Consider the following 13,483-nt stretch of genomic DNA (forward strand, 5'->3'; position numbering starts at 1 on the left):
CGAGATCCCCTCACCGCTGTCGACTCGACTCCACTGCCGAGCGATGAACGCCCGTCCCGCATCGACCGAGAACACTCCCGGAACCGTGGTGGCCTCGACAATCCGCAGATCCTGGGCCGCGGCTCGAACACAGTCCAGATCATCCTCCCGCCAACAACGAAGACGAACAGCCTCATCAACAAGATCGACAGCGGGGTAGGCCAACGACACCGAACCAAGCTACGCCACAAGCCGCCCCCGGTCGTCCCCGCCGACGCTGCCCCAGCCCGATTGACCTCCCAGGACAGCCTGGCCACGCTCATCCGTACCTACCTGGGGACACAAACTCGTACGCCGACAGCACCTGCACTTCGAGGTGCACCAGGGCCAGATGTGGAACCAGATCGACCCCGCGCCGTTCCTGCGCGCCCGGGGCATCGACGTGGCCTGCTGACCGCCCGGCGACGCGCCGGCCGCCGAGGCACCACCGGCGGCCGGCGCCCACCGGTCAGCCCAGTTGCTGCGCCAGCCTGTCGAGGCCGCCCCTGATCAGCTGCCCGTAGGCGTCGTCGCCGAGCGCGCCGATGCCCGCCCGGGCCTGCCGGAGGCACTCGCGGGCCCGGTCGAGGTCGCCGAGCCGGCGGTAGCACTCACCGAGGTTGAGGTGCAGCGACGGATAGAGAGCGGCCACCGACATCGGCACCCCGGCCTGCGCCACCCGGTCGTCGGTGAGCAGGTCGGCCGCCGCCAGGGCACGCTGGTCCCAGAGCAGCTCCTCGCGCCGGCCCTGCTGGTGGTGCAACTGCACACCCTCGTTGATCCGGGTGAGCGTCTCGTCCATGGTCGTCGGCCGGCTCAGAGCTTGTCGATCGGGGCGTGCCGCAGCACCAGCCACATCGTCTGGTCACCGAAGTCGATCTGCGCCCGCGCCCCCGGGCCGTGGCCCTCCACGGCGAGCACCCGGCCAAGGCCGTACCGCTGGTGGTTGACCCGGTCCCCGGCCGCGACCTTCGGGCCCTGGGGCAGCTCGCTGGCCGTGGCCAGCCGGCTGCCGTCGACGCCGAGCCGCTTGGCGAGCTGCGCGGCCTTCGGGGTGCCCCCGGTGAAGCCGCCGCCGCGCGGCGTGCGGTCCGCGCGCCCGCCGACGCCGCCGCCACCGCCGCCCCACGAGGTGTACGTCCCCTCGGTGCGCTCCCAGCGGACCAGCTCCGGCGGCAGCTCCTCCAGGAACCGCGACGGCGGGTTGTAGGCCGGCTGCCCCCACGCCGAACGGGTCACCGCCCGGGACAGGTAGAGGCGCTGCCGGGCGCGGGTGATCCCCACGTACGCCAGCCGCCGCTCCTCCTCCAGCTCCCGGGTGTCACCCAGCGCGCGCAGGTGGGGGAAGACGCCGTCCTCCAGCCCGGTCAGGAACACCACCGGGAACTCCAGCCCCTTGGCGGTGTGCAGGGTCATCAGGGTGACCACGCCCTGGTGGTCGGGGTCGTCGGAGGGGATCTGGTCGGCGTCGGCGACCAGCGCCACCTGCTCCAGGAAGCCGGCGAGGGTGGCCCGCTCCCCCTCCTCCCCCAGCGCCTCGACCCGCTCCGTGTACTCCCGGGCGACGCTCACCAGCTCCTGGAGGTTGTCGACGCGGCCGGCGTCCTGCGGGTCGAGGCTCTCCTCCAGCTCGGTCAGGTAGCCCGAGCGGGTCAGCAGCGCCTCCAGCACCTCCTCCGGGGTGCCGGTCTCGGCCAGCTCCCGGGCCCCGTCGAGCAGCGCCACGAAGTCGCCGATGCCGTTGGCCGCCCGGGTGGAGATGCCCGGCGCGTCGCCCGCCCGGCGCAGGGCCGCCCCGAAGGAGATGCGGTCCCGGCTGGACAGGGCCTCCACGCACGCCTCCGCGCGCTCGCCGATGCCCCGGCGGGGGGTGTTGAGGATGCGGCGCAGGCTGACCGTGTCGTCGTCGTTGACCACCGCCCGCAGGTAAGCCAGAGCGTCGCGGACCTCCTTGCGCTCGTAGAAGCGCACCCCGCCGACCACCTTGTAGGGCAGGCCGATCCGGATGAACACCTCCTCGAACACCCGGGACTGGGCGTTGGTGCGGTAGAACACCGCCACGTCGCCGGGGCGGGCCTCGTCGTCGTCGACCAGCCGGTCGACCTCCCGGCCCACCCAGTCGGCCTCGGCGTGCTCGGTGTCGGCGACGTAGCCGACGATCTGCTCGCCGGCACCGGCGTCGCTCCACAGGCGCTTGGGCTTGCGGGAGGTGTTGCGGTCGATCACCGCGTTGGCGGCGTTGAGGATGGTCTGGGTGGAGCGGTAGTTCTGCTCCAGCAGGATCGTGCGGGCGTCGGTGAAGTCCCGCTCGAACTCCAGGATGTTGCGGATCGTCGCGCCCCGGAACGCGTAGATCGACTGGTCGGCGTCGCCGACCACGCACAGCTCCGCCGGCTCGATGCCCTCGGTGCCGGAGACCAGCTCCTTGATCAAGGTGTACTGCGCGTGGTTGGTGTCCTGGTATTCGTCGACCAGCACGTGCCGGAACCGGCGGCGGTAGCCCTCCGCGACGTGCGGGTGCGACTGGAACAGGTGCACCGTCGTCATGATCAGGTCGTCGAAGTCCAGCGCGTGCGCCTCGCGCAGCCGCCGCTGGTAGAGCGTGTACGCCTCGGCGAGGGCCCGTTCGTTGGGCCCCTTGGCCCGGCCGGCGAACTCCTCCGGGTCGACCAGCTCGTTCTTCAGGTTGGACACCTGGGCGGCCAGCCCGCGCGCCGGGTAGCGCTTCGGATCCAGGTCCAGCTCGCGGGCGACGAGCTGCATCAGGCGGCGGGAGTCGTCGGCGTCGTAGATCGAGAAGCTCGACTTCAGGCCGGCGTGCTCGTGCTCGGCCCGCAGGATGCGCACGCACGCCGAGTGGAACGTCGACACCCACATCAGCCGGGCGCGCGGGCCGACGAGGTGGGTCACCCGCTCCTTCATCTCGCCGGCGGCCTTGTTGGTGAAGGTGATCGCGATGATCTCGCCGGGGTGGACGTCCCGGGCCGCCAGCAGGTAGGCGATCCGATGGGTGAGCACCCGGGTCTTGCCGGAGCCGGCGCCGGCCACGATGAGCAGCGGCGAGCCGGCGTGCACGACGGCGTCGCGCTGGGGCCCGTTCAGGCCCTCCACCAGGGCCTGCGGGTCGAGGCGGACGGCCGGGCCGGACCGGCGCGGCGGGGCCGGCGCGGGCTCGGGCTCGGACGGGGACGCGGGGATGTCGAAGAGAGGCTGCATCGCACGGCGAGTCTATGCCGCCGGCCGGACACTTCCCGACAGCGCGGCCCCCGACGCGACCGGTCGGGGCGAGCGGGGAGACCGGGGGACACCAGGAAGAGACCAACCCGTCACCCGTCCGGCTCTGGCGCGGCCGTCCCCGATCCACAACGATGGCTGATGAACCCCCACTTCCTCCCCCGTACACGATTTTGGGAGAAAAACCATGAGTCAACCGCGCTCGCGCGGTCGGGCGGTGCTGCGTCACCTCGCCGCGCCGGCCCTCGCACTGGCTGTCGTCGCCACGCTGCCGGCCGCCACGCGGCCCGCGCCGGCCCCGGCCGCCGACCCCTGGGCGGCCCTCGCCCCGGTCTCGGTCTCCTACGCCAAGCCCACCGGCGGCGAGGTCAAGGGCAACTTCCTCAGCTACAACGACTTCCACGGCGCGATCGACCCGCCGGCGGGCAGCGGTGCCGTGGTCAACGGCACCCCGGCCGGCGGCGTGGAATACCTCGCCACCTGGCTCAAGAAGCTGCGCGCCGAGGCCAAGGCCGAGGGGCGGGTCACCACCACCGTCGGCGCGGGCGACCTGATCGGCGCGACGCCGCTGGTCAGCGCCGCGTTCCACGACGAGCCGACCATCGAGCTGATGGACCAGATCGGCCTGGAGATCAGCTCCGTCGGCAACCACGAGTTCGACGAGGGCGTCGACGAGCTGATCCGGCTCAACAAGGGCGGCTGCCACCCGGTCGACGGCTGCCAGGACGGCGACGGCTTCAAGGGCGCGAAGTTCACCTACCTCGCCGCCAACACCATCAGCAAGAAGACCAAGCTGCCGATCCTGCCCCCGGTCGACGTCAAGTTCGTCGGCGGCGTGCCCGTCGGCTTCGTCGGGGTCACCCTGGAGGGCACCCCCGGCATCGTCAACCCGGCCGGCATCACCAGCGTCACCTTCGCCGACGAGGTGGAGACCGCCAACAAGTGGGGCGGCCTGCTCAAGCTGTTCGGCGTCAAGGCGATGGTGCTGCTGGTGCACGAGGGCGGCGCGCAGTCCCCGCCGCCGAGCACCCCCGGCGTCTCCGACTGCGCCAACTTCTCGGGCCCGATCGTCGACATCGTCAAGGGCCTGCGGCCCGAGTTCGGCCTCGTCGTCTCCGGCCACACCCACCGGTTCTACTCGTGCTCGCTGCCGAACTCGTCCGGCCAGCCCAGCGTGGTCACCAGCGCCGGCAACAACGGCCAGCTGATCACCGACGTCGACTACTCCCTCAACCGGCGCACCGGCCGGTTCACCGGGATCTCGGCCCGCAACGTCATCGTCGAGAACGGCGTCCGCAACGCCGACGGCACCTGGCAGCAGACCAGCCCCGGCGTGTACGCCCGCAACCCCGACCTGGTGGACGCGGGCGCGAAGGCGCTGGCCGACAAGTACCGCACGGCGGTCGCCCCGATCGCCAACAAGGTGGTCGGCAAGATCAGCGCCGACATCGTCCGCGACGCCCTGCCCAACGGCGAGAGCCCGCTCGGCGACGTGATCGCCGACGCGCAGCTTGCGTACACGAAGAGCAACGGGGCGCAGATCGCGCTCATGAACCCGGGCGGTGTGCGGGCCTCCATGTCGTACGGGGCGTCGGCCGGTGGCGAGGCGCCGGGCGAGGTGACGTACGGCGAGGCGTTCGCCGTGCAGCCGTTCAACAACCTCGTGGTCACCCAGACCTTCACCGGGGCGCAGCTCAAGAACGTACTGGAGCAGCAGTTCGTGGGCTTCAACGGGCAGACCGCCCAGCGGATCCTCCAGGTCTCGGCCGGGCTGACCTACTCGTACGACAGCACCGCCCCGGCGGGCTCCCGGGTGAGCGCCCTGGCGCTGAACGGGACCCCGATCGACCCGGCGGCCAGCTACCAGGTCACCACGAACGACTTCCTGGCCAACGGCGGCGACGGCTTCACCGAGCTGAAGGGCGGCACCGGCCGCACCACCGCCCCCGGCTTCGACGTCGACGCGCTGGTGGCGTACGTGGGCGCGGGCGACCCGGTCGCCCCGGGCCCGGCGAACCGCATCACCCGCCTCGGCTGAGCTGTGTAAGGAGGGGCCCCTTGTTAACGCATACGGTCGAGAAGGGGCCCCTTCTCACACCTCCCGCCCGGGGAGTCGGCGCGAGTGCTTGCGCGGGGGGTCGGGAGGTCGGCATACTCGACGACGTGTTCGGTCAGCGCTTCTACTTTTACTACGGCTCCGGGAGTCCGGCAGCCGTGGGTCGCGCCTGATCAGATCAGACCTACGAAAGCCCCGGGCTCTGGAGAGCCCGGGGCTTTTCCGTCCCGGGATCCGGGCACCGGGCCCGACGTCCGAGGGGTACGGCGATGATGACAGACGTGATGGAGCAGAACGGCAGCTTGGCGCGGTCGCGGTCGCAGGGTGACCAGAGCGGCGGCGTCCAGGCCAACGCCGGCAACGGTGGCACGGGCAGCGGGAACGCGGGCGCTGTCGGCGGCGCGAACGCGGGCGCTGGCCTGCCCGCCAACGGGAACGCGGGCGCGGGTGCCGCCGGCAACGGGAACACGGGTGCCGCCGGCGGTGGCAACGCGGGTGCCGCCGGCAAGGCCGGCAACGTGGGTGGCGGCAGCGGCGGCCCGGTTTCCGCCGGCAAGGCGGGCAACACGGGCGTCGGGCGGGGCGAGGCGACGCCTCCGGTCGCCGGTTCGACCCGGACCGGCACCGACGACTCGGCGGCGGCGGAGCGGATCGTCGCCATCCGGGAGCGGATCGACGAGATCGACCGCACGCTGATCGCCCTGTGGCAGGAGCGGGCCGCCCTGTCGCAGGAGGTGGGCGCGACCCGGATGGCCTCCGGGGGCACCCGGCTGGTGCTGTCGCGGGAGCGGGAGATCCTGGAGCGGTTCCGGCAGGTCCTCGGGGCTGACGGCACCCAACTGGCCCTGCTGCTGCTCCGCGCCGGCCGGGGCCCGCTGTAGGGGCGCAGGCGGGACCAGTGGAAAACCGCCTGCCGGCGTCTTCAGGACGCCGGCAGGCGGTCGGATGTCGCAGGCCTGCCGAAGCTTCGGCAGGCCAGCCGGGATTCGGTCGGTCAGCTGGGGAGGCTCACACCTCGTGGCTGGCGACGATCTCGCGCTTCTCCGCGAAGTGGCAGGCGCTCGGGTGGTCCGAGCCGGAGCGGATCTCCAGCAGCGGGACCTGCTCGGCGCAGACGTCCTGCGCCTTCCAGCACCGGGTGCGGAACCGGCAGCCCGAGGGCGGGCTGACCGGCGACGGCACGTCGCCGGTGAGCCGGATGATCGCCTTCTGGTCTCGCAGCGTCGGGTCCGGCACCGGCACCGCCGACAGCAGCGCCTGCGTGTACGGGTGGGTGGGGCGCTCGTAGATCTCGTCCTCGGTGCCGATCTCGACGATCTTGCCGAGGTACATGACCGCGACGCGGTCCGACAGGTGCCGGACCACCGACAGGTCGTGGGCGATGAAGACGTACGACAGGCCGAGCTCGGCCTGGAGCTTCTCCAGCAGGTTCATCACCTGGGCCTGGATGGACACGTCCAGGGCCGACACCGGCTCGTCGCAGATGATGATCTCCGGCCGCAGGGCGAGGGCCCGGGCGATGCCGATGCGCTGCCGCTGGCCGCCGGAGAACTGGTGCGGGTACCGGTTGATGTGCTCCGGGTTCAGGCCGACGAGGTCGAGCAGTTCCTTGACCTTGTCCCGCCGGCTGCCCTTCGGGGCCACCTCGGGGTGGATCTCGAACGGCTCGCCGATCAGGTCGCCGACCGTCATCCGCGGGTTCAGCGAGGTGTACGGGTCCTGCATGACCAGCTGGATCTGGCGGCGCAGCCGGCGCAGGGCGCCGCCGGAGAGCTTGGAGATGTCCTGGCCCTTGTAGTTGACGCTGCCGGCGGTCGGCCGTTCCAGGTTCATCAGCACCCGGGCCAGCGTGGACTTGCCGCAGCCGGACTCGCCGACCACGCCGAGCGTCTCGCCGGCCTTGAGCTCCAGCGACACCCCGTCGACGGCCTTGACGTGCCCGATGGTCTTCTTGAACACCACGCCGCGGGTGACGGGGTAGTGCTTGACCAGGTCACGGACTTCGAGGATGTTCTCAGTCACGGTTCACCAGATCCTCAGCGAAGTGGCAGGCGCTCGCCCGGTCGGTGCCGATCTGCAGCAACGGTGGCAGCTTCTCCCGGCAGACCGGCTGCGCCATGGGGCAGCGCGGGTTGAACGGGCAGCCCGGCGGGATGTTCATCAGGTTCGGCGGCAGGCCCTTGATGGTGCGGAGCTGCTGGCCCCGCTCGTCCATCCGCGGGATCGAGTCGATCAGGCCCATCGTGTACGGGTGCGCCGGCTTGGCGTACAGGTCGTAGACGTTGGCTTCCTCGACGATCCGGCCCGCGTACATGACCGCGATCCGGTCCGCGACGTCGGCGACCACGCCGAGGTCGTGGGTGATCAGGATCATGCCCATCTGCCGTTCGCGCTGGAGCTCGGCGAGCAGGTCCATGATCTGGGCCTGCACGGTCACGTCGAGCGCGGTGGTGGGCTCGTCGGCGATCAGCACCTCCGGGTCGAGCGCCAGCGACATCGCGATCATCGCGCGCTGCCGCATGCCGCCGGAGAACTGGTGCGGGTAGTTACTGAACCGGCCCTTGGCGTTCGGGATCTTGACCTGGTCGAGCATCTCGATCGCGCGCTTCTTGGCGTCGGAGCGGCTGAGGCCGCGTCGGATGCGGAACTGCTCGGCGATCTGGAACCCGACGGTGAAGACGGGGTTCAGGGCGGAGAGCGCGTCCTGGAAGATCATCGCGATGCCCTCGCCGCGGATGCGGCGGCGCTCCTCGGCGGACATGGTGAGCATGTCCTTGCCGTGGAAGCGCACCTGGCCGCCGGTGACGAAGCCGGGCGGCGTGTCGAGGATGCCCATGATGGTCTGCGCCGTGACGCTCTTGCCGGAGCCGGACTCGCCGAGCACGGCGAGGGTCTCCCCCGCGTCGACGTGGTAGGTGACGCCGTTGATGACCTTGGCGACGCCGTCGCGGGTGCGGAACTCGACCCGCAGGTCCTCGACCTCCAGGAGGCGACCCGAGGGGCGGCCGGATCCGGCGGCACCCGGCTTGGACTGCTCGGACACGAGAATGTCGGACAACTCAATCTCCCCTAGCGCAGTTTCGGATCGAGGGCCTCGCGGACCGCCTCGCCGAGCATCACGAAGCTGAGCACGGCGGTGACGAGGAACGCGGAGGGGAAGAAGAGCAGGAAGGGCGAGACCCGGATGTAGTTCTGCGCCTCGCTGATCGAGATGCCCCAGGAGACCACCGGGCTCTTCAGGCCGATGCCTAGGAACGAGAGCGTCGCCTCCGCGCCGATGAACGACCCGACCATGATCGTGCCGTAGACCAGAAGCGGGGCGAGGCAGTTCGGCAGCAGGTGCTTGAGGATGATCCGGCCGTGGCCGGCGCCCAGCGCCCGGGCCGCGACGATGTAGTCGGCCTCCTTGGTGGCCAGCACCGAGGAGCGCATCAGCCGCATCACGACCGGCCAGCTCAGCACGACCAGGGACATGATGACCAGCCCCATGATGTACCACTCACCGTTGCTCGACCCGGCGCCGTTGAAGGTGGTCAGGATGACGATCGCGCCGAGCACGAACGGCAGGCCGAAGAAGATGTCGGCGAAGCGGGAGAGCAGGGCGTCGACCCAGCCGCCGGCGTAGCCGGCGATCATGCCGATGGCGCCGCCGATCAGCAGCGTGCCGATGGTGGAGATCAGGGCCACCACGATCGAGGCGCGGGCGCCGTAGATCGTCCGGGCGTACACGTCGCGGCCCTGCACGTCGTAGCCGAACCAGGCGTCGGCGGACGGCTTGACCTGGCTGTTGGCCAGGGTGCCGTTGACCGGGTCGCCGGAGGTGAACAGCGACGGGAAGGCCGCCATCAGCACGAAGATCAGGATGAGGACCGCGGAGACCCAGAACAGCGGCTTGCGGCGCAGGTCGCGCCAGGCGTCGCCGAGCAGGCCGCGCGGCTTCTCCTTGCGGGCGTTCCCGGGCAGGCCGGCGTCGACGGGCGCGCCGGAGCCCGCCTCGGTGGGCATGGTCGCCGGCGGGGTCGAGACGATCGATGCGGTGCTGGGGTCACTCATGCCGCCACCTCGCTGCGCTCGGTGTCGGGGCGGTGGCCCCGGCACGCTGCGTTCATGACTCGTTCGCGACGCTGCTCACTCATAGCGGATCCTCGGGTCGAGAGCGGCGTAGAGCAGGTCCACCAGGAGGTTCATCAGGAGGTAGACGAGCACCAGGACCACCACGATGGAGACAACGGTAGCGCTCTCCTTCGTGACGATCGCCCGGAGCACGGCCCGGCCGATGCCGTTGATGCCGAAGATGCCCTCGGTGACGATGGCGCCGCCCATGAGCGCGCCGAGGTCGGTGCCGAGCAGGGTGACGACCGGGATCAGCGAGTTGCGCAGCAGGTGCACGCCGACGACGCGGCGCATCGGCAGGCCCTTGGCGATGGCGGTGCGGACGTAGTCGGCGCGGCGGTTCTCCGCGATGCTGGTGCGCGCCACGCGGGCGACGTACGCCATGGACGCGCTGCCCAGGACGAAGCCCGGCAGGAGCAGCTCGGTCAGCCGCATCTCGCTGGAGACCGTCGGGTGGACGATGCCCCACTTGACGCCGAGCAGCCACTGGAGGATGAAGCCGACGACGAAGACCGGCAGCGCGATCAGGAAGAGCGTCGAGATGAGGACCAGGTTGTCGAGGAAGCCGTTGCGCCGCAGGCCCGTCAGGACGCCGGCCGTCAGGCCGATGACCGCCTCGATCGCCAGGGCCACCACGGCGAGCTTCAGGGTGTTCGGGTACGCGGTGGCGATGATGTCGGCCACCTCGCGGTTGTTGAACGTGATGCCGAAGTCCCCCTGGAACAGGTTCTTCATGTAGGTGGCGTACTGCACCCAGATCGACTGGTCGAGCTGGTACTTCTCGGTCATGAAGTTGATGTACGAGTCCGGGCACCGGCGGTCGCCGCACTTGCCGGCGAACGGGTCGCCCGGCACGGACCAGACGAGCCAGTAGATCAGGAACGTCGTACCGATGAAGACCGGGACGAGTTGCAGTAGCCGTCTCAACAGATAACGGCCCATGGGGGGGGTCCTCCTGACAGGGGGCGCGTCGGACGACCGCCGACACGGGGTGACGTCAACGTGGCGGGGAGTGTTGTGCACTCCTCGCGGAACGGCCCCGGGCCGGACCCACCGGTAGGTGAGCCCGACCCGGGGTCAGACCGAACGGATCAGAGCTCGACCGAGGTGATGTCGAGTTCGCCGACGTTGCTCAGCTCCATCTTCTTGACCTTCTCCGAGTGGCCGGACTGCTGGCCACCGAAGTAGATCGGCATCGACGGAACGTCCTGGTCGATGAGCTTGACGGCCTCGGCGAACTTGGCGTGCGAGGCGTCGAGGCTCGGCGCGGAGCTGGCCTCCTTGGCCAGGGCGTCGACCTGCTTGTTGCTGTACAGACCGTCGTTGGAGGAGCCGCCGGTCACGTAGAGCGGGTTGACCCAGTTCTCCACGTCCGGGTAGTCCTGCTGCCAGCCGGCGCGGTAGGCGCCCTTCATCTTGTGGGCGTTGATGTTCTGGCGGAACACCGCGAAGGTCGGCACGCCCTCGGCGCGGGCGTTGATGCCGAGGTTGGTCTTGACCTGCTGCGCGACGGCCTCCATCCACTCCTTGTGGCTGGCGTCGGCGTTGTAGTACATGACCAGCTCGCCCGAGAAGCCACCGGCCTCGGCGAGCAGCTTCTTGGCCTCGTCCACGTTGAACTGGCACGCGGTGCAGTTGCCCGGCGCCGCGCCCGGGGTCAGCGGGTTGGCCCAGCTGTCGGCCGGCTTCCGGTTACCGAAGAAGATCTTGTCGGTGATCTCCTGCCGGTTGATCGACAGGGAGATGGCGCGACGCAGCTTCGGGTCCTGGAAGCGCTTGTCGTAGATCGGGAAGGCGATGATGCCGGTCGACGGGGTGGTCGATGCGATGGCGCGGTCGGCCAGGTCCGACTTCCACTTGTCGCCCGCGAGGGCGGAGACCGGCACCTGCTGCATGAAGTCGAGGTTCCCGGAGACCAGGTCGCTGTACGCGGCCGTGTCGTCCTGGTACATCTTGACGGTGACGTCCTTGATCTTCATCTTGTCGCGCAGCTGGTAGTCGTCGAACCGCGTCAGCTTGATCTGGACGTTGTTCTCCCAGGACACGAACTTGACCGGCCCGTTGCCGATCGGCTTCTTGCCGAACTCCTCGGCGCTGCCCGAGAAGAAGGCGTCCGGCAGCGGCATGAAGGTGCTGTAGCCGAGCTTGGTCGGGAACACGGCGGTCGGCGCGGCGAGCGTGACCTCGAAGTTCCAGTCATCGACGACCTTGAGGCCGGACATCTCCTTGGCCTTCGGCTCCGGGGCCTTCTGCGGGCCCTCGGGGCCGTCCGGGTCCGCCGTGTTGACGTCGGCGAAGCCCTCGATGTCGGCGAAGAAGCTGGAGTTCTGCGCGCCGTTCGGCGAGTAGGCGCCCCAGTTCCAGGCGTCCACGAAGTTCTTGGCCTTGACGACGGTGCCGTCGTGGAACTTCGTGTCCTGCTTGATCTTGATCTTGTAGACCTTGGAGTCGGCCGTCTCGATCGACTCGGCCAGGGCGTTCTGCGGGGCACCACCGTTGTTGGGGTACTCGACCAGACCGGTCCACATCCAGTCGATGATCTTGCCGCCACCGGTCTCGGTGGTGTTCGACGGAACCAGCGGGTTCTCCGGCTCGGTGCCGTCGACCGTGATCGCGCCGTCCGCGCTGGTGGCTTCGCCACCCTCTCCGTCGCTGCTGGAGCAGCCGGACGCGACGAGCGCGAAAGCCGCGCCCAGCGCGATCGCGCCACTCGCCCGCTTCGAGACTCTCATTCCGAGGGGCCTCCTCTTTCTAACCTGTTCCGTCGTGGGTTTCACGCACGCATGGGGGGTGACACCGCCGGCGGTCGCAACCACCGACCGCCGGTTACCGCAGGAAATCGGGACACCCCTGATGTACCGATCCGCCGGGCTGCCGCACCGTACCGGATTCGACCCCCGCGCAGGAATCGACGACCACGAACCGTGACTTCTCGACACATCCGTGGTCGCGCGACCGTGCATGGGCGCCTCACACCGGGGGTGAGGTGCTGCAACTGTGACACCTGCCGGCCCGTTACGTGAAGGTGCCGTTATCAAGCCGTTAGTTGCCCGCAGTGCGGCCGATACTTGGGAAATGATCTTGAAACAAGCCGGCCGCGCCCCGCTGAACAGCCAAGATACAACCGACTTTCGCGTTCCGCCCAACGCCCACGACCAGCCTGCGAGCTTCCCCGCCCCCGTGCTGCGGGCAGGGTGGAGCGGGACGGACACCGACACGGTCTGCCCGTCCGGGCGAGGCGGCCTTCGGCCGCCCGGGGAGCAGCACCGACCGAGCGGGGGATGCGAGCCGAATGACCAGGCTCACAGTTACGCTGCGTCACACCGGCCGACACCGAGGATCATCGCCGGGGCCCGGCCGGAACCAGGAGTCGATCACACCAGGCGGCGGTCCGCAGCCCAGCGCGACAATTCATACCTGTTGGACATCTGGAGCTTGCGTAGGACGTTCGACACGTGCGTCTCGACCGTCTTGATCGAGATGTAGAGCTCCTTGGCGATCTCCTTGTACGCGTACCCCCGGGCGAGCAGGCGGAGCACCTCGCGCTCCCGGTTGGTGAGCTGGTCCAGCTCCGGATCGGCCACCGGGGCGTCCGGCCGGGCGGCGAACGCGTCCAGCACGAACCCGGCCAGCCGGGGGCTGAACACGGCGTCCCCGTCGGCCACCCGGCGGATCGCCGCGGCCAGCTCGTCCGGGGAGATCGTCTTGGTGACGTAGCCCCGGGCACCGGCCCGGATCAGGCCGATCACGTCCTCGGCGGCGTCGGACACGCTCAGCGCCAGGAAGCGCACCTGCGGGTGGCTGCGCCGCATCGCCTCCAGCACCGCCCGGCCGCCGCCGTCGGGCATGTGCACGTCCAGCAGCACCACGTCGGGGACGCTGGCGGCGATCCGGGCGACCGCCTCGGCCACCGTGCCGGCCTCGCCCACCACGTCGACGTGCACGCCCAGCTCGGCGCGGACCCCCGCGCGGAACATGGCGTGGTCGTCGACGAGGAAGACGCGCAGGCGCGCAGGCGCGCCCGCCCCGCCCTCGACCGGTCCGGTCGGCTGCTCGGCCATG

10 protein-coding genes and 2 pseudogenes are annotated in these 13,483 nt (G+C 70.2%); 3 read left to right on the forward strand and 9 right to left on the reverse strand.

Annotation, left to right across the window (positions count from 1 at the left end; all coding sequences use genetic code 11):
• Window positions 1–210, reverse strand: a pseudogene (locus tag GA0070558_RS33810) (hypothetical protein); the annotation flags it as partial.
• Between the two features lie 130 nt (window positions 211–340).
• Here GA0070558_RS33810 and GA0070558_RS32725 point away from each other — a divergent pair.
• Window positions 341–433 (forward strand): annotated as a pseudogene (locus GA0070558_RS32725) (M23 family metallopeptidase); the annotation flags it as partial.
• A 54-nt stretch (window positions 434–487) separates the two neighbouring features.
• Here GA0070558_RS32725 and GA0070558_RS04915 read toward each other — a convergent pair.
• Together GA0070558_RS04915 and pcrA are read right to left on the reverse strand one after the other, a co-directional pair.
• Window positions 488–820 carry a tetratricopeptide repeat protein gene (locus GA0070558_RS04915; RefSeq protein WP_091276312.1) on the reverse strand — a complete coding sequence of 111 codons (333 nt, stop codon included), beginning with the start codon at window positions 818–820 and terminating at the stop codon, window positions 488–490.
• 14 nt (window positions 821–834) lie between these two features.
• Window positions 835–3,234, reverse strand: a complete 2,400-nt coding sequence (pcrA, locus tag GA0070558_RS04920; protein WP_091276315.1) for a DNA helicase PcrA — start codon at window positions 3,232–3,234, stop codon at window positions 835–837.
• Between the two features lie 205 nt (window positions 3,235–3,439).
• Between pcrA and GA0070558_RS04925 the strand changes: the two genes are divergently transcribed.
• Window positions 3,440–5,290, forward strand: a complete 1,851-nt coding sequence (locus tag GA0070558_RS04925) for a bifunctional metallophosphatase/5'-nucleotidase (RefSeq protein WP_091276318.1) — start codon at window positions 3,440–3,442, stop codon at window positions 5,288–5,290.
• Window positions 5,291–5,826: 536 nt separating this feature from the next.
• Window positions 5,827–6,189, forward strand: a complete 363-nt coding sequence (locus GA0070558_RS04930) for a chorismate mutase (RefSeq protein ID WP_091276727.1) — start codon at window positions 5,827–5,829, stop codon at window positions 6,187–6,189.
• A 127-nt stretch (window positions 6,190–6,316) separates the two neighbouring features.
• Here the strand turns inward: GA0070558_RS04930 and GA0070558_RS04935 are convergent, their stop codons facing one another.
• The 6 genes from GA0070558_RS04935 to GA0070558_RS04960 all read right to left on the reverse strand — a co-directional run bounded on the left by GA0070558_RS04935 (window position 6,317) and on the right by GA0070558_RS04960 (window position 13,482).
• Window positions 6,317–7,330, reverse strand: a complete 1,014-nt coding sequence (locus GA0070558_RS04935; RefSeq protein WP_091276321.1) for an ABC transporter ATP-binding protein — start codon at window positions 7,328–7,330, stop codon at window positions 6,317–6,319.
• Complete coding sequence (locus GA0070558_RS04940; RefSeq protein ID WP_091276324.1) at window positions 7,323–8,351, reverse strand: ABC transporter ATP-binding protein; 1,029 nt, start codon at window positions 8,349–8,351, stop codon at window positions 7,323–7,325. The genes GA0070558_RS04935 and GA0070558_RS04940 overlap by 8 nt, the downstream gene beginning before the upstream one ends.
• 26 nt (window positions 8,352–8,377) lie before the next feature.
• Entirely contained in the window at window positions 8,378–9,361 is a 984-nt protein-coding gene (locus GA0070558_RS04945; protein ID WP_091276328.1) for an ABC transporter permease, read from the reverse strand.
• Window positions 9,362–9,436: 75 nt separating this feature from the next.
• A complete protein-coding gene (locus GA0070558_RS04950; RefSeq protein ID WP_091276331.1) occupies window positions 9,437–10,363 on the reverse strand; it encodes an ABC transporter permease in 927 nt (308 codons plus the stop codon).
• Between the two features lie 149 nt (window positions 10,364–10,512).
• Window positions 10,513–12,153 carry a peptide ABC transporter substrate-binding protein gene (locus GA0070558_RS04955; protein WP_091276334.1) on the reverse strand — a complete coding sequence of 547 codons (1,641 nt, stop codon included), beginning with the start codon at window positions 12,151–12,153 and terminating at the stop codon, window positions 10,513–10,515.
• Between the two features lie 642 nt (window positions 12,154–12,795).
• The gene (locus GA0070558_RS04960) at window positions 12,796–13,482 is read right to left on the reverse strand and encodes a response regulator (protein WP_043965680.1); all 687 of its coding nucleotides are present in this window, start codon (window positions 13,480–13,482) and stop codon (window positions 12,796–12,798) included.
• Window position 13,483: the final 1 nt, after the last annotated feature.

Origin of the sequence: Micromonospora haikouensis (assembly GCF_900091595.1) — a bacterium.
Lineage (GTDB): Bacteria > Actinomycetota > Actinomycetes > Mycobacteriales > Micromonosporaceae > Micromonospora > Micromonospora haikouensis.